Raw genomic sequence first — 19,650 nt, forward strand, 5'->3', positions numbered from 1 at the left:
CGATGTCGGATGCCGAAAGTAGACTCGAAGGCATGGCATCCGACTCCTTCGTCCACCTGCACGTGCACAGCGAGTACTCGATGCTCGACGGGGCGGCGAAGATCGCGGCGATGACGCAGGCGGCGGCAGATTACGACATGCCGGCCATCGCCGTGACCGATCACGGCAACACCTTCGCGGCGTTCGAGTTCTACAAGGCGGCGAACGCCGCGGGCGTCAAGCCGATCATCGGTCTCGAGGCCTATGTGACTCCCGGCACGCATCGCAGCGACAAGACGCGTGTGCAATGGGGCTCCCCGGATCAGAAGAGCGACGATGTCTCCGGCTCCGGTGCCTACACCCACATGACGATGTGGAGCGAGAGCACGCAGGGGATGCACAACCTCTTCCGTCTCAGCTCGCTGTCGAGCATGGAGGGCTACTACTTCAAGCCCCGCATGGACCGGGAGCTCCTGCAGACATACGGCAAGGGCCTGATCGCCACCACAGGATGCCCCTCGGGTGAGATCCAGACGCGACTGCGCCTCGGCCAGTACGACGCCGCACGTGCGGCGGCCGCCGAGTTCCAGGACCTGTTCGGCAAGGAGAACTACTTCGCCGAGATCATGGATCACGGTCTCTCCATCGAGCGCAGGGTCATGACCGATCTGATCCGGCTCGCCAAGGATCTGAACATCCCGCTCGTCGGCACCAACGACTCGCACTACACGCACCAGCATGAGGCCGATGCCCATGAGGCGCTGCTGTGCGTGCAGTCCGGTTCGACGCTCGACGATCCCAACCGGTTCAAGTTCGACGGCGACGGGTACTACATCAAGACCGCCGCAGAGATGCGTCAGCTGTTCCGCGACCACCCCGAGGCCTGCGACAACACGCTGCTCATCGCCGAGCGGTGCGAAGTCGAATTCAACACGGCGGCCAACTACATGCCGCGCTTCCCCGTGCCGGACGGCGAGACGGAGGACAGCTGGCTCATCAAGGAGGTCGAAGCGGGCCTCCACTACCGATACCCGAGCGGCATCCCCGACAAGGTGCGCAAGCAGGCCGAGTACGAGACCGGCATCATCCTGCAGATGGGGTTCCCCGGCTACTTCCTCGTCGTCGCCGACTTCATCAACTGGGCGAAGGACAACGGAATCCGCGTCGGTCCGGGCCGTGGCTCGGGCGCCGGGTCGATGGTCGCCTACGCCATGAAGATCACCGACCTCGACCCGCTCGAGCACGGTCTCATCTTCGAGCGCTTCCTCAACCCCGACCGCGTCTCGATGCCCGACTTCGACGTCGACTTCGATGACCGTCGCCGCGGCGAGGTCATCGACTACGTGACGAGGAAGTACGGCTCCGAGCGTGTCGCTCAGATCGTCACCTACGGCACGATCAAGTCGAAGCAGGCTCTGAAGGATGCGGGGCGTGTGCTGGGATTCCCGTTCAGCATGGGCGAGCGGCTGACGAAGGCGATGCCGCCGCCCGTCATGGGCAAGGACATGCCTCTCGACGGCATGTTCGACTCGGCGCACCCCCGCTACAAGGAGGCGAGCGAGTTCCGTGCGCTCATCGAGACCGATCCCGAGGCGAAGACGGTCTTCGACCGCGCCCTCGGTCTCGAAGGTCTGAAGCGCCAGTGGGGCGTGCACGCCGCCGGTGTGATCATGTCGTCCGAGCCCCTGCTCGACATCATCCCGATCATGCGCCGCGAGCAGGACGGCCAGATCGTCACCCAGTTCGACTACCCGTCCTGCGAGTCGCTCGGGCTGATCAAGATGGACTTCCTGGGGCTCCGCAACCTCACGATCATCTCGGACGCTCTCGACAACATCCGCACCAACCGCGGGGAGGAGCTCGACCTCGAACACCTCGCCCTGGATGACCGCGGCGCCTACGAGCTGCTCGGTCGCGGCGAATCGCTCGGCGTCTTCCAGCTCGACGGCGGGCCGATGCGATCGCTGATGCGCCTGATGCGTCCGGACAACTTCGGCGACATCTCCGCGCTCATCGCGCTGTACCGCCCGGGTCCGATGGGTGCGAACTCGCACACGAACTATGCGCTGCGCAAGAACGGCCAGCAGCCGATCACACCGATCCACCCGGAGTTCACCGAATCGCTCGCCGACATCCTCGACGAGTCCTACGGCCTGATCATCTACCAGGAGCAGGTGATGGCCATCGCCCAGCGCGTGGCCGGGTTCTCGCTCGGCCAGGCCGACATCCTGCGCCGAGCGATGGGCAAGAAGAAGAAGTCCGAGCTCGACAAGCAGTTCGAGGGCTTCCAAGCCGGCATGCACGCGAACGGGTACTCCGACGGTGCCGTCAACGCGATCTGGGAGATCCTCCTCCCGTTCTCGGACTACGCCTTCAACAAAGCGCACTCGGCGGCATACGGGGTCGTCTCGTACTGGACCGCCTACCTCAAGGCGCACTATCCCGCCGAGTACATGGCCGCGCTGCTCACCAGCGTCGGCGACTCGAAAGACAAGATGGCGCTCTATCTCAACGAGTGCCGTCGAATGGGCATCAAGGTGCTCCCGCCCGATGTCTCAGAGTCGATCAAGTACTTCGCCGCTGTCGGCGACGACATCCGATTCGGGCTCGGTGCCGTCCGCAACGTCGGCAGCAACGTGGTCGAGGGCATCATCGCGGCCCGCAAGGATGAGCGATTCTCCTCGTTCCATCACTTCCTCGAGAAGGTCCCGCTGCACGTCTCGAACAAGCGCACGGTCGAGTCTCTGATCAAGGCCGGCGCGTTCGACTCGATGGGCGACTCGCGCCGCGCGCTGCTCGAAGTCCACGAGGATGCCGTCGAGGCGGCTGTGGATCGCAAGCGGAACGAAGCACAGGGTGCGATCGGCTTCGACTTCGACAGTCTGTACGACGGAATGGAAGAGGCGCCGCCTGCCAAGGTGCCCGCCCGCCCCGAATGGATCAAGAAGGACAAGCTCGCTTTCGAGCGCGAGATGCTCGGGCTCTACGTGTCGGACCACCCCCTGGCCGGGCTCGAGGTGCCGCTGGCGAAGCACGCGTCGATCTCGATCCACAACCTCATCAACTCGGAGGACATGCAGGACGGTGAGCAGGTCACCGTCGCCGGTCTCGTCACGAGCGTGCAGCATCGCGTCGCGAAGGCCAGTGGCAATCCGTACGGAATGATCACCGTCGAGGACTTCAACGGCGAGGTGACGGTCATGTTCATGGGCAAGACGTACACCGAGTTCCAGCACATCCTGCAGCAGGACTCGATCCTCGCCGTGCGCGGCCGGGTGTCGAAGCGCGATGACGGACTCAACCTGCATGCGCAGTCGGCGTTCGCGCCGGATGTCGGTTCCTTCGACGCCGCGGGTCCGCTCTCGCTCGTGCTCGCCGAGCAGAGGGCGACGGAGCGGGTGATGCACGAGCTCGCCGACGTGCTGCGCCGTCACAACGGGGACACCGAGGTCGTGCTGCGGGTGCACCGCGGCGGCACGGCGAAGGTCTTCGACGTGCCGATGCCGGTCAAGGTCTCGGCCGATCTGTTCGGAGATCTCAAATCGCTGCTCGGGCCGACCTGCCTGGGCTGAGCACCAGCGGACGCTGCCGCTCGATGGGTCCTCACGGACGCACCGGGTAGTATCGGGACGCGTTCGGGTGCACGACGACTAAGGCTCTGCACCGTGGCGAAAGGACCCTCCCCATGAGCACGGAATCACCCTTCCTGAACAGTGACGACTCAGCTGCAGACCGGTCGTCGGCGTCAGACGAGTCACCTCTCGACGAGGACTTCTCCGATGACGACGGCGTCCTCTATGACGATGAGGTGACGCCGGAGTACGGCATCCTCGGATTCACCCTGCGGGAGCTGCTCATCGTCGGCGTGTGGCTGATCGCCTTCATCGCGTCGTTCTTCCCGTACGTCGGGGACTCGTCCATCTGGGGTGCCGGAATCCAGTGGGTCCTCCCGATCGGCGTGCCGACGGTCGCCGTGTTCCTGCTGGTCCTCCGCCGTTTCTCACCCGACGGCATCCGCCGGGTCGGCTCGCTGGGGATCGACCAGTTCGCTTCCGTGGCGTTCTCCGTCTCAGCGGTCTTCTGGCTCGGCGCACTCTGGAACGCCGTCGCGTTCGCGATCGAGTTCGGTGTCTTCGGGCTGCCCTGGAACGGCGTCGTTCAGCTGCTCGCAGCGCTCGCGCTCGTCGTCCTCACGGTCTTCGCTCCGCTGGTGCCCGGCCTCAAGGAAGACTTCCAGGGCCGACTCGTCACGCTCGCGCACCGCAACGCCAATCCGGTCCGACCGGTCATCGCGCGTCCCCGCCCCGAGCCTGCCGCCCCGGGCGTCGACGCTCCCGTCGCCGTCGAGGCCGATACTTCGGCCGACACGGACCTGCGACCTGCGTCGTACGCATCGCCCGCCTCGTCGAGCGATGTCGCTCCTGAGGCCCACACCGCCGCGACGGATGCCGCGCCGACGGCCTACGCGACGGACGCTGCACCGACGGCCTACGTGACGGACGCCTACGGGACGGACGCCGCGCCGACGGCCTACGGGACGGACGCCGCACCGACGGCCTACGCGACGGACGCTGCCCCGACCGCCTACACGACACCCTCGGCGGAGGGGATCGACGTCGAACTGTCCCGTGAGCAGGCGACCGATGAGGTCGCCCGTCTCGATGTCGCCGAGCAGGTGCCGCTGTCCTCCCACGCGTCGGGCGGGGGGACCGGGACCGAGGAGACGACCTCCGATGAGGAGTACACCCCGGCGTACTCGCGCCGGTCGCGCGGCCAGGAACCCGAGATCGTGTCCGACACCGGAAGCATCGAGTCGCTTCTCGGTGCGACCGCGCGCGATGTCTCGTCGCCCGAGACGACCGCGTTCCCCGCCGTCGAACACGACTCGGACTTCGCCGCGACGAGCCCTCAGGACGCCTACTCGACCCCGCAGCCCTTCTGGATCCTCGCGCCGACCGAGCGGGACGTGCATGACGAACGCGGCGAGGTCATCTTCCGAATCGGACCGAATGCGTGGGCGCTCGTCATCGAGGACCGCGGTGGCGCCTATGTCATCCGACACGACGACGGTCGCATCGGCTACCTGCACGACGTCTCAGACATCACGAAGGGCTGATCTTGCGCACGATCGATCTGCGAGGGCGCACGCTCTCGCCGGCTGACATGCTCGCGGCCGTGCCGCGAGCCACCCAGGCACGGGCCGAGGCTCTCGACACCGCCACGCGCATCGTCGACGACGTGCGCGAGCGCGGCGAAGAGGCGCTGCGCGAGCAGGCTGAACGCTTCGATCGTGTCACGGGTCATGAGATCCGCGTGCCCGCGCAGCACATCGCCGATGCTCTCGAGACCCTCGCGCCTGCTGTCCGCGATGCCCTCGACGAGGCGATTCGCCGGGTGCGCATCGCCTCCGAAGCCCAGGTTCCCGAACGTCGGATCACCCGGATCGGCGCCGGCGCGACGATCACCCAACGCTGGCAGCCTGTGCACCGCGCGGGCGTGTACATCCCCGGCGGCAAGGCGGTGTATCCCTCCAGCGTCATCATGAACGTCGTCCCCGCCCAGGTCGCGGGCGTCGAGCAGATCGCGCTCGCTTCACCGCCCCAGGCGGATCAGGGAGGTCGCGTCCACCCCACGATCCTCGCCGCGGCAGGCCTCCTCGGCATCACGGAGGTGTACGCCATCGGCGGCGCCGGCGCCATCGGTTCCTTCGCGCACGGCGTCGCCGGCATCGGACTCGACCCGGTCGACGTGCTGTCAGGGCCCGGCAACAACTACGTCGCCTCCGCCAAGCGGGCAGTGGCCGGGGTCGTCGGCACGGACTCCGAGGCGGGGGCCACCGAGATCCTCGTCGTCGCAGATGCCGCCGCCGACCCGCGTCTCATCGCCGCCGACCTCGTCAGTCAGGCCGAGCACGACGAGCAGGCTTCGGCCGTCCTCGTCACCGACTCGCCTCAGCTCGCCGATCGTGTCGCCGAAGAGGTGGCGCGGCAGGCCGGCGCGACCCGTCACGCGACCCGGGTGGCCGCAGCTCTCGACGGACCGCAGTCCGCCATCGTGCTCGTCGACGACCGTGCCATGGCCACGGCGTTCAGCAATGCGTACGCTCCCGAGCACCTCGAACTTCACCTCGAGGATGCCGAGGACGCCGCCGACAGCTTCACGAGCGCAGGTGCGGTGTTCGTCGGCGACCACACGCCGGTGAGTCTGGGCGACTACATGGCGGGCAGCAACCACGTTCTGCCGACCGGGGGACAGGCGCGCTATGCGCCGGGACTCGGCGCCTACACGTTCCTTCGTCCGCAGCAGGTGATCTCCTACGATCGGGCCGCCCTGGCCGAGGTCCGTGAGGGGGTCGTCGCCCTCGCCGAGACCGAAGTGCTCCCCGCGCACGGCGAGGCGATCGAGGCGCGTTTCACCGCGTAGGATCGGTCAGATGCACTGCCCCTTCTGCCGTCACTCGGACTCTCGCGTCATCGATTCCCGCACCAGCGACGACGGTCTCTCGATCAGGCGCCGTCGTCAGTGCCCTGAGTGCGGCGGGCGTTTCACGACCACCGAGACGGCCAGCCTCAACGTCATCAAGCGTTCGGGCGTCATGGAGCCGTTCAGTCGCGAGAAGGTGATCTCCGGCGTGCGCAAGGCGTGTCAGGGGCGCCCCGTGACCGAGGCCGATCTGGCGGTCCTCGCTCAGCGTGTCGAGGAGGCCGTGCGGCAGACAGGTGTCTCGCAGCTCGATACGAACGAGATCGGCTTGGCCATCCTCGGACCCCTCCGCGACCTCGATGAGGTCGCATACCTGCGGTTCGCGAGCGTGTATCAGGCTTTCGATTCGCTCGAGGATTTCGAGAGCGCGATCACGGATCTGCGCGCCGACCACGTCAAGCCGGAGCCTGCCGACCGGTAATCTGGCAGTGATGTATCCGCTGCTCTTTCGCGCTGTCCTGTCGCGCTTCGACCCCGAGTTCGCCCACCACGCCGGTATGGCGGTGATCCGCGTGCTCGGAGTGCCGCCGCTCTCCTGGGCGACGCGGGCACTGACGAAGCCGGACCCGTCGCTGCGGGTGGACGCACTCGGACTGAGCTTCTCCTCGCCCTTCGGCATCGCCGCCGGGTTCGACAAGAACGCGATCGGTGTCCGCGGCCTTGCAGCGCTCGGCTTCGGCCACGTCGAGGTCGGCACCGTCACCGCGATCCCGCAGGAGGGCAACCCGAAGCCCCGACTGTTCCGGCTGATCGCCGATCGTGCGGTCATCAACCGCATGGGATTCAACAACGAGGGCGCGGATGCCGCGGCCCGGCGCCTCGCGCGGTTGCGTCGCGGCGCCCCTGACACGGTCATCGGAGTCAACATCGGCAAGAGCCGTGTCGTCGACGTCGAGGACGCCACTGCCGACTACGTCGCTTCGGCGACGCGGCTGGCCCCGCTGGCCGACTACCTGGCCGTCAACGTCTCGTCCCCGAACACCCCGGGTCTTCGGGGACTGCAGGCGGTGGAGACGCTGGCTCCGCTGCTCAGGGCGGTGCGCGCGGCATCCGGAAAGACTCCGCTGCTCGTCAAGATCGCCCCCGATCTGGCTGACGACGAGATCGCCGCGATCGCGAAGCTCGCCGTCGGCGAGGGCCTCGCCGGCATCATCGCGCACAACACAACGATCAGCAGGGATGGACTCACGACGGACGCGGCGACGGTCGCGGGCATCGGAGCGGGCGGCCTTTCCGGCGCGCCCCTCAAGGAGCGCTCGCTTCAGGTGCTGCGTCTGGTTCGCTCGACCGTGCCCGCCGAGTTCTGCGTCATCGCCGTCGGGGGAGTGGAGACGCCCGCGGACGTGCAGGAGCGACTCGAAGCGGGCGCGACGCTCGTGCAGGGCTACACGGCGTTCCTGTACCGCGGTCCGTTCTGGGGACGCGAGATCAACCGGGGCCTGGTCGCACGCTGAGAAGCTGCGCGTACGAACGAGAGAGGCGCCTCGGGCTCATAGAGCACGAGGCGCCTCTCTCGATGATTCAGGGGATCAGGCGGGGCGGTCGCCGCGCTTGACCTGCGGCTTCGGCAGACGCATGAACCGCATCTGCAGCGACCGCATCGCGGCGTACCAGCCGAGACCGCGCTCCATGCGGTCCTTGCCGAACTTCGCGGCGACCTTGCGCTTGACGCGCATCCCCAGCAGGATCATGCCGCCGATCGCGAGGATCAGGTACGCCATCATGACCAGGTACGCCCAGCCGGCGATCGCGAAGCCGCCGATGGCGAGGTTGGCCGGAAGGAGCGAGATGAGGATGACGAGCACCATGACGCCCATCACGAACTCGGCGGGGTGCCATCCGGCGTCCACGTAGTCGCGGACCCAGCGGCGCTGCGGGCCCTTGTCGCGAGCCGGGAGGTACTTCTCCTCGCCGGCCGCCAGACCGGCCTGCGCGCGGTTGCGTCGCTCGCTGAGCTCGGCGCGCGCTGCGGCCTTGGCCTCCTTGGTGTTCGCGACCAGAGGACGGCGGCGGGCCGCTTCCTGCTCGGCCCGGGTCGGCGTCGCGCGTCCCTTGCCCGACGCGGTCGTCTCGGCGGCGTCGTCGTTCGTCGAAGGGGGGACAGGGGTAGTGGCCACGAGGTTCCTCGGTTCAGTGAAGGCGGATCACCTTAAGATTACTCGCATGACATCTCCTGCCCAGCCCGGTGACCAGAATCTGTCCAGCGAACGCGAGCCGGCCGTCCTCGAGGCCGCAGCCACAGGGTTCCCGGCCGCGCTGAGCGACCTGGGCGCACTCGTCCGCATCCCCGGCATGGCCTGGCCCGCGTTCGACCAGACGCAACTCGAACGCAGCTCGGAGGCGGTCGCCGCGCTCGCGACGGCGACGGGGGTCTTCGACGACGTGCGGGTGCTGCGCGCCGCGATCCCGGGCACCGACGAGCACGGGCAGCCTGCCGTGCTCGCGACGCGTGCTGCGCGCAACGGCAAGCCGACGATCCTGCTCTACGCGCACCACGACGTGCAGCCTCCGGGAGACGACGCGCTGTGGGAGACGCCGCCGTTCGAACCAACGGTGCGCGACGGACGCCTGTACGGGCGCGGAGCCGCCGATGACAAAGCGGGCATCATGGCGCACATCGCCGCGATCCGCGCTGTGGCCGAGGTCGTGGGCGACGATCTCGAGCTCGGGATCGCGATGTTCATCGAGGGGGAGGAGGAGTACGGATCGCGCTCCTTCGCTCAATTCCTCGCGGACAACAAGGAAGCGCTCCGGGCGGATGCGATCGTGGTCGCCGACTCTGGCAACTGGGATTCGGTCACCCCCGGCCTCACCGTCTCGCTCCGTGGCAATGCGCGCTTCACCGTGCGCGTGCGCACCCTCGACCACGCGTCCCACTCGGGCATGTTCGGCGGAGCGGTTCCGGACGCCATGATGGCCACGGTGAGGATGCTCGCCACGCTCTGGAACGAGGACGGCTCCGTCGCCGTCGAGGGGATGACCGAGCGCGACGCGCCGACGCCGGAGTACACCGAGGACACGCTCCGCGATGAAGCGGGTCTTCTTCCTGGCACGTCTCCGGTCGGCGGCGGCAGCATTCTCAGCCGGATCTGGAACAAGCCGGCGGTCACGGTCATCGGGATCGATGCGACGAGCGTCGCCGCGGCGTCGAACACCCTCCTTCCCGAGGTGACGGTGGTCGTGAGCGCGCGCGTCGCGCCAGGTCAGACGGGGGAGGAGGCGTATGCCGCCCTCGAGGCGCATCTGCGCGCGAACGCGCCGTTCGGTGCGGAGCTGACCTTCACCGACGTCGACCTGGGAAACGGCTTCCTCGTCGACACCAGCGGCTGGGCGGTCGCCCTCACCCGCGATGCGATGCGCGACGGGTACGGTGTGCCGCCGGTCGACCTCGGCGTCGGCGGTTCGATCCCGTTCATCGCTGATCTGGTGCGGGAGTTCCCCGACGCGCAGATTCTCGTGACCGGCGTCGAGGACCCGCACTCGCGTGCCCACAGCCCGAATGAATCGCTGCACCTCGACACGTTCCGCCATGCGGTCGCGACCGAGGCTCTGCTGCTCTCGCGCATGAACGACATCATCATCTGAGCCGCATCCGCGAGCCTGAGGGTAAAATCGAGATACCAGCCGTGCGAGCGCGGCCCGTCACAAGGAGCGACATGAGCGACACCACACTGACTTCGGCAGAGACCACCCAGGCGCACGGCGTGAAGCTGACCGATGCCGCGGCCACGAAGGTCAAGAACCTTCTCGAGCAGGAGGGCCGCGATGACCTGCGTCTGCGCGTAGCCGTTCAGCCCGGCGGATGCTCCGGCCTGATCTACCAGCTGTACTTCGACGAGCGATTCCTCGAGGGCGACGAGACCGTCGACTTCGACGGCGTCGAGGTCATCATCGACAACATGAGCGTCCCGTACCTCGACGGCGCCTCCATCGACTTCAAGGACACGATCTCGGAGCAGGGCTTCACGATCGACAACCCCAACGCCGCAGGCAGCTGCGCCTGCGGAGACAGCTTCCACTGATCCGAACCCCTCCGCCAACCTGCGTGGTTGGCATGAATCAGGTGTGAGGTTGCCCTAGACTTGGGTGTGCCCTGTCCGCAATCTGAAAGGTGCATCGTGCCCTCGAAACGCCGCCTTCGTTGGGCCGCTCTCCCCCTGGGAGTAGCGGCAGCCGTGGCCCTGGCGGGATGTACTGCCACTGAGCTGAACGGTTACCTCCCGGGCTTCGTGGAGGGTGAGCCTGCGGCCACCAACCAGACCGAGCGCGTCTCGTCGCTCTGGGTCAACTCCTGGATCGTCCTCCTCGCCGTCGGCGTGATCACCTGGGGCCTCATGGCCTGGGCCGCGATCGCCTACCGTCGCCGGAAGGGTCAGACAGGTCTGCCCGTGCAGATGCGGTACAACATGCCGATCGAGATCTTCTACACGGTCGTGCCGCTGATCCTCGTGCTGGGCATGTTCTTCTTCACCGCGCGTGACCAGTCGGCGATCGAGACGAAGTGGGACGAACCCGACGTCGAGATCACGGCCATCGCCAAGCAGTGGGCGTGGGACTTCCAGTACGACGGTGAAGAAGAGGACAACTCCGACGCCGTCTGGACGATGGGAATCCAGGCCCAGCCGGACGCGGACGGCACCATCGATCAGGCGCAGCTCCCGACGCTGGTGCTGCCGGTCGACCAGAAGGTCACGATCAACCTGCAGTCCCGCGATGTCATCCACTCGTTCTGGATCATCGACTTCCTGTACAAGAAGGACATGTACATCGGGAAGGACAACTCCTGGTCCTTCATCCCGACCCGAGTCGGCGAGTACGCCGGCAAGTGCGCCGAGCTCTGCGGCGAGTACCACTCGATGATGCTCTTCAACGTCAAGGTCGTCGAGCAGGACGAGTACGACGCCTACCTCCAGACTCTCGAGGAGGAAGGCAACACGGGAGACATCACGGACGCGTACGACCGTCTGTCGAACTACCCGGGGACCACCGCCCCGACCTCCGAGGAAGGAGAGGAGTAAGCCATGTCGACCACTGAAGCCCCCCGCACCGACGAGGCCCCTCGCTCTCGACCCACCACCCTGCCCGCACGTCAGGCTGCTCTCATGAGCTCGTCGCGTGTCGAGCAGAAGGGCAACATCGTCGTCAAGTGGATCACCTCCACCGACCACAAGACGATCGGGTACATGTACCTCATCGCCTCGGTGCTGTTCTTCCTCCTCGGCGGCGTGATGGCACTCGTCATCCGTGCTGAGCTCTTCGCTCCGGGAATGCAGATCATCCCGACCAAGGAGCAGTACAACCAGCTCTTCACGATGCACGGCACGATCATGCTGCTGATGTTCGCGACACCGCTGTTCGCCGGATTCGCCAACGCGATCCTGCCGCTGCAGCTCGGTGCGCCGGACGTCGCCTTCCCGCGTCTGAACGCGTTCGCGTTCTGGCTGTTCCTCTTCGGCTCGACGATCGCCGTCGCCGGCTTCCTCACCCCGCAGGGTGCGGCCTCGTTCGGATGGTTCGCCTATCAGCCGCTCGCCAGTGCGTCCTTCTCTCCGGGTGCCGGTGGAAACCTCTGGATGCTGGGTCTCGGCATCTCGGGCTTCGGAACCATCCTCGGCGCCGTGAACTTCATCACCACGGTGATCACGATGCGCGCACCGGGTATGACGATGTGGCGCATGCCGATCTTCTCGTGGAACACGCTCATCACGAGCCTCCTCATCCTGATGGCCTTCCCGGTGCTCGCCGCCGCGATCTTCGCCGCAGGTGCGGACCGCGTGCTCGGCGCTCACATCTACGACCCGGCCAACGGCGGTGTCCTGCTCTGGCAGCACCTGTTCTGGTTCTTCGGTCACCCTGAGGTCTACATCATCGCTCTGCCGTTCTTCGGCATCGTCTCCGAGATCTTCCCGGTCTTCAGCCGCAAGCCGATCTTCGGATACAAGACGCTCGTGTACGCGACGATCGCGATCGCCGCACTGTCCGTCGCCGTCTGGGCTCACCACATGTACGTGACCGGCTCTGTGCTGCTGCCGTTCTTCGCCCTCATGACGATGCTCATCGCAGTGCCGACGGGTGTGAAGATCTTCAACTGGATCGGCACGCTGTGGCGTGGATCGGTGACCTTCGAGACCCCGATGGTGTTCGCACTCGGCTTCCTCGTGTCGTTCGTCTTCGGTGGCCTGACCGGTGTCATCCTCGCGGCTCCGCCGCTGGACTTCCACCTGTCCGACTCGTACTTCGTGGTCGCGCACTTCCACTACGTCGTCTTCGGCACCGTCGTGTTCGCCATGTTCGCCGGGTTCTACTTCTGGTGGCCGAAGTGGACCGGACGCATGCTCAACGAGCGCCTGGGCTACGTGCACTTCTGGATGCTGTTCATCGGCTTCCACATGACGTTCCTCATCCAGCACTGGCTGGGCGTCGACGGCATGGTGCGTCGCTACGCCGACTACTCGCCGGAAGACGGATGGACGTGGGGCAACCAGGTCTCGACCATCGGCGCGATCATCCTCGGCGCGTCGATGCTGCCCTTCTTCCTGAACGTGTGGATCACGGCTCGCAAGGCTCCGAAGGTCACGGTCAACGACCCGTGGGGCTACGGCGCTTCGCTCGAGTGGGCGACGTCCTGCCCGCCGCCGCGTCACAACTTCACGTCGATCCCGCGTATCCGCAGCGAGCGTCCCGCGTTCGACCTGAACCACCCCGAGGCTGCGGAGTTCACGCCCGCTGCGCCCGGCGAGCGAGAGGGCCACTGAGCCATGCGCGACAATGTCATCCTCTGGTGGGTCCTGACCGCCTTCTTCGCCCTGGTCGGCGTCGTCTACACCGGCTGGCACATCCTCGCCACGCCGTCGGACAACTTCGCCGCGCGGATCGAATGGGTCGGCACCGTGGCGCTGTTCTTCGCCGCGTTCATGGGCGCGATGATCGCGTTCTACCTCGACCGCACGCACAAGGCTCAGAACGGCGAATTGCCTGAGGACATCCTCACGAGCGACATCGACGACGGAGACCCCGAGCTCGGCGAGTTCAGCCCCTGGTCCTGGTGGCCGATCGTCCTCGCCGGTTCCGCTGCCGTCTTCGTCGTGGGACTGGCCGTCGGACACTTCCTGCTTCCGATCGGCCTGGCGATCTTCGTCGTCGCGATCGTCGGCTGGGTCTACGAGTACTACCGCGGGAACTTCGCCCGCTGATCTGACGCAGAAAGCCCCTGGGATCTCCATCCCAGGGGCTTTCTGCATGTCCTGTCGCTACGCGCGGCTGCGGACTCGGGCGATGCCGGTCAGCGGGTCGACAGGCCGACGGTGGACGCCGTCGGCGTCCTCTACGGGATAGCCCTCCCTGACCCAATACTCGAACCCGCCGATCATCTCGCGAACGGCGTAGCCGAGCTTCGCGAACTCCAGAGCGCCCTTCGCGCCGGCGTTGCACCCCGGGCTCCAGCAGTAGACGACGACGGCGGCGTCGAGGGGGATCTCGGCAGGAGCGCGGCTCGCGATCTCGCTGTAGTGCATCTGTGTCGCTCCAGCGACGCGTCCCTGCGCCCACGCTTCCTCTGAGCGGACATCGATGATGACGATGTCGTCTTCGGAGCGGAGAGCGGCGTACACATCGCTCGCATCGGTCTCGTAGGTGAGCTTGGCGGCGTAGTAGTCAGCGCGATCGATCATGCGCTCAGCCTAGGCAACGACGCGAGGTCCCGCCGTCATCATCCGGACGGCGGCGCACTGGAATCCGCCAATGTGGACTGCAGGCTCAGAGCTCCACTGTCATCTGGACGCGGCGTCCGTATCGGTCGAGGCCGAGGGAGGCCTCGGTCTCCACCAGGCCGCGCTGGAACGGCGTCTCGGGGATGCTCTCGAGGAACCCACACGACGCGTAGAAGGGCGCGTTCCACGGGATCTCGGCATAGGTCCGCAAGGTCATTCGCGTGTAGCCGCGATCCCGCGCCTCATCGAGTGCAGCGCTCATAAGGCGGCGACCGAATCCCTGTCGTCCCACGGTGGGGAGGACAGACAGCTGTTCGAGGTGCGCATGACCGTCGGAGTCCAGGACATGGACGAAACCCACAGGGGAGGAGCCCTCTGACTCTTCCAGAACGAGAACGAATCCCGGCTCGGCGAGGCGTTCGGCACCGTTCGCAGCGGGAGGCCATACTGGCGCCCCCAGACTGTCGATCAGGAGAGCGTCAGCCTGGGCCTCGATGGCGGTCAGGAGCTCCGCATCCTCGGACGTGGCGGGCCTGATCGCAGCGCTCATCGGTTCGTCTCCGCGATCGCAGCGACCGCTTCGATCTCCACCAGCTGGTCGTCGTACCCCAGCACGGTGACGCCCATGAGGGTGCTCGGTACGTCGTGCTCCGCGAAGGCCTCGTGAACGACGTTCCATGCCGTGACCAGATCAGCCTGAGACGACGACGCCACGAGGACCCGCGTGCTGATGACGTCGGCGATCGTGGCGCCACTGGCGCGCAGCGCGAGATCGAGGGTCTCCAGGCAACGTGACGCTTGCGCGGCGTAGTCGCCGGGGGCCGTGGTGGTTCCGTCGTCCTCGAGCGGGCAGGCGCCCGCGAGGAAGATGAGTCGGGAGCCCGCCGGAGCAGTGGCGGCGTAGGCATAGGGGGCGGCAGCGAGATCGGCGGATCGGATGAGTTGGACTGCGGAGCTCATGGCACGATCCTTCCACGTTCACTTGAGAGCCTCCCGGACATGAAGAAGGCCCTGTCCGAAACGGACAGGGCCTCCTTGCGGGGGAGCGGCGATGTTACTCGTCGTCCTCGGACTTCTTCTTGCGAGGCTTCTTCACCGGCTCGGTCGCGATGACCGTGCTGGGAGTGTTCGCCGTCTCGTCGACGTGCGTCTCGCTGACGGTGATCGGAGCGTCGGGGACGCCGGCGCGCTCATGGGCGCCCTGGATCTCCGCCGCCTCGGTCTCATCGTTCTGAGCCGTGACGTGGTGCTGGTGAGCGTCCGCAGCTTCGATCTCCGCCTGCGTGAGCGGCGCGAGCCGGTCCTCGAAGAACCACCGTGAGATGGAAGAACGGAGGTTCTCCGTCCACGAGATTCGTCCCTTCGCGTTCGGACGCACGACCAGAGGCTCGTAGTTGTCCACATCGATGAGCTTCCAGCGGTCGTACGTGTCGACCGGCTGGTGCACCTCGATGAACTCGCCGCCGGGAAGGCGGACGATGCGGCCGGACTCGAAACCGTGCAGCACGATCTCGCGGTCCTTCTTCTGCAGCGCGAGGGCGATCCGCTTGGCGATGAAGTAGCCGAGGACCGGTCCGACGAACAGCAGCGCCTGGAGCGCGTGGATCACGCCCTCCATGGTCAGCATGAAGTGCGTCGCGATGAGGTCGGAGGATGCTGCAGCCCACAGGACGGCGTAGAAGATCACGCCGGCGACGCCGATCGCGGTGCGGGTCGCCGCGTTGCGCGGACGCTGAGCGATGTGGTGCTCGCGCTTGTCTCCCGTGATCCACGCCTCGATGAAGGGGTAGATCGCGACGAGCACGATGAAGAGCCCGAGGACGACCAGCGGCAGCAGGATCCCGAACGACCAGGTGCGATCGAGGAAGACCACGTCGAGGTTGGACGGAGCGAGGCGCAGGGCGCCGTCCGCGAATCCGATGTACCAGTCAGGCTGAGTACCGGCGGAGACGGGGGAGGGGTCGTACGGGCCGTAGTTCCAGATCGGGTTGATCTGGAAGAACGTCGCGATCAGCACGATCGTGCCGAAGACGATGAACAGGTAGCCGCCCATCTTCGACATGTACACCGGCATCATCGGGTAGCCCACGACGTTGTCGTTCGTGCGGCCGGGGCCGGCGAACTGCGTGTGCTTGTTGACGATCATCAGCATGAGGTGCACGGCGATGAGGCCGATCACCAGCAACGGCAGAAGCAGGATGTGCAGCGTGTACAGGCGTCCGACGATGTCCGTACCCGGGAACTCGCCGCCGAAGAGGAGGAACGAGGTCCAGGTGCCGATCAGCGGGATACCCTTGATCATGCCGTCGATGATGCGGAGGCCGTTGCCCGAGAGCAGGTCGTCGGGAAGCGAGTATCCGGTGAAGCCCTCGGCCATCGCCAGGACGAACAGCACGAAGCCGATCACCCAGTTGAGCTCGCGGGGCTTGCGGAACGCGCCGGTGAAGAACACGCGCAGCATGTGCACGCCGATTCCCGCGACGAAGACGAGTGCGGCCCAGTGGTGGATCTGGCGAACCAGGAGACCACCGCGGAGGTCGAACGAGATGTGCAGCGACGACTCGAGTGCCGCCGACATCTCGATGCCGCGCATCGGAGCATAGGCGCCCGTGTAGTGCGTCTCGACCATGGAGGCCTGGAAGAAGAACGTCAGGAAGGTTCCGGACAGGAACACGACCACGAAGCTCCACAGCGCGATCTCGCCGAGCATGAACGACCAGTGGTCGGGGAAGATCTTGCGGCCGAGCTCCTTGACGAAGCCGGAGATGCTGGTGCGCTCATCGATGTAGTTCGACGCGGCGCCGACGAATCGGCCGCCGAGAGGCGCCTTGTTGTCCTTGTCCTCTTTGGACAGCGTTGCGGTGCTCAATGGCGCTCCCAGAAGCTCGGGCCGACGGGCTCGGTGAAGTCACTGCGTGCGACGAGGTAGCCCTCGTCGTCGACGGTGATGGGCAGCTGCGGCAGCGGACGCGCGGCAGGTCCGAAGATGACCTTGGCGTGATCCGTGACGTCGAACTGCGACTGGTGGCAGGGGCAGAGGAGGTGGTGCGTCTGCTGCTCGTAGAGTGCCACCGGGCATCCGACGTGCGTGCAGACCTTCGAGTACGCGACGATGCCGTCGTACGACCAGTCCTTGCGGTCTTCGGCCTCGATGAGCTGCTCGGGGCGCAGGCGCATCATCAGCACGATGGCCTTGGCCTTCTCCTCGAGGTAGCCGTCGTGGTGGCTGAGCTCTGCGAGATCCTCGGGGATCACGTGGAATGCGGATCCGAGGGTCACATCCGCTGCGCGGATCGGGGTGCCGTCGGGGTCGCGCACGAGACGCTGGCCCTTCTCCCACATGGTGTGCTTCAGCAGCGTGACCGGATCGCCCGCGGTGGGGTCGTCGGGTGTGCTGTGCGGAGCGAGACCGCGGAAGAGCGTGACACCGGGGATGATCGAGGCCACGATCGCCGCGAACAGCGAGTTGCGGATCATCGTGCGTCGTCCGAAACCGGACTCCTCGTTGGCCGTGGCGAACGCCTCGACGACGGCCTCTCGCGTCGAGTCCTTGCCCCGGGTGGGGTGACGGTGCTCGATGTGCTCCTTGTCGCTCATCAGCGCCTTGGACCAGTGGATCGCGCCGATGCCGATCGAGAGCAGCGCGAGTGCGATGCCCAGACCGATGAAGAGGTTGTTCTGACGGATGTCGATGAGCGCGCCGCTCTCGATGGGGAAGAGCATGTAGGCGGCGACCGCCCAGATGCTTCCTGCCAGCGAGAGATAGAACAGCGTGTAGACCGTGCGCTCTGCAGCCTTCTCAGCGCGCGGGTCCTTGTCGGTCATCCGCGCGCGGTGCGGCGGCAGCCCCGGGTTCTGCACGGGATCGCTGACTGCGACACCCAGCCCCGGAGAGGGCTGGTAGGCCCTGTCAAGAGCCTGCGAGTCGTCGTCGTGTGCCATGGTGCTCCTCGTACGTTCCTCTTCGATGAATAAGCGTCAGTTGGACTTCGCCGTGATCCACACGGTGATGGCGACGAGCGCGCCGATGCCGAAGATCCAGACGAACAGGCCCTCGGAGACGGGACCGAGCGAACCGAGCGAGAAACCGCCGATCTGCACGGACTGCTGCTGGTAGAGCAGAGCCGAGATGATGTCGCGCTTGTCTTCGTCCGACAGGTTCATGTCGCCGAAGACGGGCATGTTCTGGGGACCGGTGACCATGGCCGCGTACATGTGCAGCGCGCTGGTCTCGGTCAGTGCGGGGGCGTACTTGCCCTCGGTGAGTGCTCCTCCGGCTGCCGCCACGTTGTGGCACATCGCGCAGTTGACGCGGAACAGCTCCGCGCCGTTGGCGACGTCGCCTTCACCGTCGAGGATGTGGTCCTCGGGGAAGGTGGGGCCGGGAGCCGACTCCTGCACGAAGGAGGAGATCGCGAGGATCTGCTCCTCGGTGAACTGCGGCTCCTTCTGCGGCGCCTGGGGCCCCTGCATCTGCAGCGGCATGCGGCCGGTCGACATCTGGAACTCGACCGCGAGCTCGCCGACGCCGTAGAGGCTCGGTCCGTTCGCCGTGCCCTGCAGATCGAGACCGTGGCAGGTGGCGCAGTTGGCCGTGAACAGCTTCTCGCCGTCCTCGACGGTGAGCGTGCTCGCCGCGGTGGTCTGGGTGTCGGTCGCAGCGAAGGCTGCGGACGTTCCGGCGTACACGGCGCCGGTGATCATGAGGCCTGCTCCGATGAGGGCTGCCGCAGCCAGGGGACTGCGACGGCCATTCGAACGGCGCTTCTTCTCTCGTGCCATCTCGGGGATCAGCTCCGCTCTTATTTCAGGAAGTAAATGACGACGAACAGCACGATCCAGACGACGTCGACGAAGTGCCAGTAGTAGGACACCACGATCGAGGAGGTCGCCTCCTTGTGCCGGAAATTCTTGACGGCGTACGCACGGCCGATGACGAGGAGGAAGGCGATCAGACCGCCGGTGACGTGCAGGGCGTGGAAGCCGGTCGTCAGGTAGAACGCGGATGCGTACGAGTCAGCGCTGATCGGCATCCCTTCTGCGACGAGCTGCGCGTACTCCCAGACCTGCCCGGAGACGAAGATCGCACCGAGCGCGAAGGTGAGGAAGAACCACTCGACCATTCCCCAGCCGAACAGGCGACGGCGGCCGGCGCCGTTCTTCTGTCCCTTGGCGATGCGGTACGGCTGCAGGTCCTCGGCCGCGAACACGCCCATCTGGCACGTGAACGAGGAGAGCACGAGGATCGCCGTGTTCACGAACGCGAACGGGACGTTCAGCAGTTCGGTGCGGTCGGCCCAGAGCTCGGGGGAGGTGCTGCGGAGTGTGAAGTAGATCGCGAAGAGTCCCGCGAAGAACATCACCTCGCTGCCGAGCCACACAATGGTGCCGACAGCTACCGGGTTGGGGCGCTTGATCGTTCTTGCCGCCGGGGCATACGTCGCTGAGGTCGTCACCATTCCATTATGGCCGATCTCCG

At 66.4% G+C, this 19,650-nt stretch carries 18 protein-coding genes; 10 read left to right on the forward strand and 8 right to left on the reverse strand.

The window, feature by feature from the left end; translation table 11 throughout:
• Window positions 1-32: 32 nt before the first annotated feature.
• From dnaE to ACZZZF_RS00730, 5 genes are all read left to right on the forward strand, one after another.
• Entirely contained in the window at window positions 33-3,551 is a 3,519-nt protein-coding gene (dnaE, locus tag ACZZZF_RS00710; protein WP_053096735.1) for a DNA polymerase III subunit alpha, read from the forward strand.
• 113 nt (window positions 3,552-3,664) lie between these two features.
• Window positions 3,665-5,095 (forward strand): hypothetical protein, encoded by a 1,431-nt coding sequence (locus tag ACZZZF_RS00715; protein WP_463496676.1) that lies wholly within the window; start codon window positions 3,665-3,667, stop codon window positions 5,093-5,095.
• Window positions 5,095-6,402 (forward strand): histidinol dehydrogenase, encoded by a 1,308-nt coding sequence (gene hisD / locus ACZZZF_RS00720; protein WP_230100779.1) that lies wholly within the window; start codon window positions 5,095-5,097, stop codon window positions 6,400-6,402. Before ACZZZF_RS00715 ends, hisD begins: the two co-directional genes overlap by 1 nt.
• Window positions 6,403-6,412: 10 nt before the next feature.
• A complete protein-coding gene (nrdR, locus tag ACZZZF_RS00725) occupies window positions 6,413-6,883 on the forward strand; it encodes a transcriptional regulator NrdR (RefSeq protein ID WP_053096729.1) in 471 nt (156 codons plus the stop codon).
• Window positions 6,884-6,893: 10 nt separating this feature from the next.
• Window positions 6,894-7,916, forward strand: a complete 1,023-nt coding sequence (locus ACZZZF_RS00730; RefSeq protein ID WP_053096727.1) for a quinone-dependent dihydroorotate dehydrogenase — start codon at window positions 6,894-6,896, stop codon at window positions 7,914-7,916.
• A 75-nt stretch (window positions 7,917-7,991) separates the two neighbouring features.
• Here ACZZZF_RS00730 and ACZZZF_RS00735 read toward each other — a convergent pair whose 3' ends face one another.
• Entirely contained in the window at window positions 7,992-8,579 is a 588-nt protein-coding gene (locus ACZZZF_RS00735) for a DUF3043 domain-containing protein (protein WP_053096724.1), read from the reverse strand.
• A gap of 46 nt (window positions 8,580-8,625) precedes the next feature.
• Between ACZZZF_RS00735 and ACZZZF_RS00740 the strand changes: the two genes are divergently transcribed.
• From ACZZZF_RS00740 to ACZZZF_RS00760, 5 genes are all read left to right on the forward strand, one after another.
• A complete protein-coding gene (locus ACZZZF_RS00740; protein WP_072591447.1) occupies window positions 8,626-10,047 on the forward strand; it encodes a dipeptidase in 1,422 nt (473 codons plus the stop codon).
• Window positions 10,048-10,118: 71 nt separating this feature from the next.
• Window positions 10,119-10,484 (forward strand): iron-sulfur cluster insertion protein ErpA, encoded by a 366-nt coding sequence (gene erpA, locus ACZZZF_RS00745; RefSeq protein ID WP_053096720.1) that lies wholly within the window; start codon window positions 10,119-10,121, stop codon window positions 10,482-10,484.
• 96 nt (window positions 10,485-10,580) lie between these two features.
• Window positions 10,581-11,480, forward strand: a complete 900-nt coding sequence (gene ctaC, locus ACZZZF_RS00750) for an aa3-type cytochrome oxidase subunit II (protein ID WP_053096718.1) — start codon at window positions 10,581-10,583, stop codon at window positions 11,478-11,480.
• Window positions 11,481-11,483: 3 nt separating this feature from the next.
• Window positions 11,484-13,217 carry an aa3-type cytochrome oxidase subunit I gene (gene ctaD, locus ACZZZF_RS00755; RefSeq protein ID WP_053096716.1) on the forward strand — a complete coding sequence of 578 codons (1,734 nt, stop codon included), beginning with the start codon at window positions 11,484-11,486 and terminating at the stop codon, window positions 13,215-13,217.
• A gap of 3 nt (window positions 13,218-13,220) precedes the next feature.
• Complete coding sequence (locus tag ACZZZF_RS00760) at window positions 13,221-13,655, forward strand: cytochrome c oxidase subunit 4 (protein WP_053096714.1); 435 nt, start codon at window positions 13,221-13,223, stop codon at window positions 13,653-13,655.
• A 57-nt stretch (window positions 13,656-13,712) separates the two neighbouring features.
• Here ACZZZF_RS00760 and ACZZZF_RS00765 read toward each other — a convergent pair whose 3' ends face one another.
• The 7 genes from ACZZZF_RS00765 to ctaE form a co-directional block, all read right to left on the reverse strand.
• Window positions 13,713-14,132: a rhodanese-like domain-containing protein gene (locus ACZZZF_RS00765; protein ID WP_363520088.1), complete on the reverse strand. Its 420-nt coding sequence runs from the start codon at window positions 14,130-14,132 to the stop codon at window positions 13,713-13,715.
• Window positions 14,133-14,217: 85 nt separating this feature from the next.
• Window positions 14,218-14,721, reverse strand: a complete 504-nt coding sequence (locus ACZZZF_RS00770; RefSeq protein WP_463496678.1) for a GNAT family N-acetyltransferase — start codon at window positions 14,719-14,721, stop codon at window positions 14,218-14,220.
• Window positions 14,718-15,131: a RidA family protein gene (locus ACZZZF_RS00775; protein WP_053096708.1), complete on the reverse strand. Its 414-nt coding sequence runs from the start codon at window positions 15,129-15,131 to the stop codon at window positions 14,718-14,720. Before ACZZZF_RS00775 ends, ACZZZF_RS00770 begins: the two co-directional genes overlap by 4 nt.
• A gap of 94 nt (window positions 15,132-15,225) precedes the next feature.
• Window positions 15,226-17,040 carry a cytochrome bc1 complex cytochrome b subunit gene (qcrB, locus tag ACZZZF_RS00780; protein ID WP_053096706.1) on the reverse strand — a complete coding sequence of 605 codons (1,815 nt, stop codon included), beginning with the start codon at window positions 17,038-17,040 and terminating at the stop codon, window positions 15,226-15,228.
• Complete coding sequence (qcrA, locus tag ACZZZF_RS00785) at window positions 17,037-18,113, reverse strand: cytochrome bc1 complex Rieske iron-sulfur subunit (protein ID WP_042538395.1); 1,077 nt, start codon at window positions 18,111-18,113, stop codon at window positions 17,037-17,039. Before qcrA ends, qcrB begins: the two co-directional genes overlap by 4 nt.
• Window positions 18,114-18,149: 36 nt before the next feature.
• On the reverse strand, window positions 18,150-18,953 hold the full coding sequence (gene qcrC, locus ACZZZF_RS00790) for a cytochrome bc1 complex diheme cytochrome c subunit (RefSeq protein ID WP_053096702.1): 804 nt from the start codon (window positions 18,951-18,953) through the stop codon (window positions 18,150-18,152).
• A gap of 20 nt (window positions 18,954-18,973) precedes the next feature.
• Complete coding sequence (gene ctaE / locus ACZZZF_RS00795; RefSeq protein WP_053096700.1) at window positions 18,974-19,630, reverse strand: aa3-type cytochrome oxidase subunit III; 657 nt, start codon at window positions 19,628-19,630, stop codon at window positions 18,974-18,976.
• Window positions 19,631-19,650 lie beyond the last annotated feature (20 nt).

The organism is Microbacterium sp. AC215 (genome assembly GCF_979258645.1).

What these genes read in the sequence shown, in the direction of transcription:
- ACZZZF_RS00770 (WP_463496678.1), bottom strand. Translation starts at nt 14,721, where the DNA reads ATGAGCGCTGCGATCAGGCCCGCCACGTCCGAGGATGCGGAGCTCCTG.
- ACZZZF_RS00715 (WP_463496676.1), top strand. Translation starts at nt 3,665, where the DNA reads ATGAGCACGGAATCACCCTTCCTGAACAGTGACGACTCAGCTGCAGAC.
- ACZZZF_RS00765 (WP_363520088.1), bottom strand. Translation starts at nt 14,132, where the DNA reads ATGATCGATCGCGCTGACTACTACGCCGCCAAGCTCACCTACGAGACC.
- ACZZZF_RS00760 (WP_053096714.1), top strand. Translation starts at nt 13,221, where the DNA reads ATGCGCGACAATGTCATCCTCTGGTGGGTCCTGACCGCCTTCTTCGCC.
- ACZZZF_RS00740 (WP_072591447.1), top strand. Translation starts at nt 8,626, where the DNA reads ATGACATCTCCTGCCCAGCCCGGTGACCAGAATCTGTCCAGCGAACGC.
- erpA (WP_053096720.1), top strand. Translation starts at nt 10,119, where the DNA reads ATGAGCGACACCACACTGACTTCGGCAGAGACCACCCAGGCGCACGGC.
- ACZZZF_RS00775 (WP_053096708.1), bottom strand. Translation starts at nt 15,131, where the DNA reads ATGAGCTCCGCAGTCCAACTCATCCGATCCGCCGATCTCGCTGCCGCC.
- dnaE (WP_053096735.1), top strand. Translation starts at nt 33, where the DNA reads ATGGCATCCGACTCCTTCGTCCACCTGCACGTGCACAGCGAGTACTCG.
- qcrC (WP_053096702.1), bottom strand. Translation starts at nt 18,953, where the DNA reads ATGGCACGAGAGAAGAAGCGCCGTTCGAATGGCCGTCGCAGTCCCCTG.
- ctaD (WP_053096716.1), top strand. Translation starts at nt 11,484, where the DNA reads ATGTCGACCACTGAAGCCCCCCGCACCGACGAGGCCCCTCGCTCTCGA.
- qcrA (WP_042538395.1), bottom strand. Translation starts at nt 18,113, where the DNA reads ATGGCACACGACGACGACTCGCAGGCTCTTGACAGGGCCTACCAGCCC.
- ACZZZF_RS00730 (WP_053096727.1), top strand. Translation starts at nt 6,894, where the DNA reads ATGTATCCGCTGCTCTTTCGCGCTGTCCTGTCGCGCTTCGACCCCGAG.
- nrdR (WP_053096729.1), top strand. Translation starts at nt 6,413, where the DNA reads ATGCACTGCCCCTTCTGCCGTCACTCGGACTCTCGCGTCATCGATTCC.
- ctaE (WP_053096700.1), bottom strand. Translation starts at nt 19,630, where the DNA reads ATGGTGACGACCTCAGCGACGTATGCCCCGGCGGCAAGAACGATCAAG.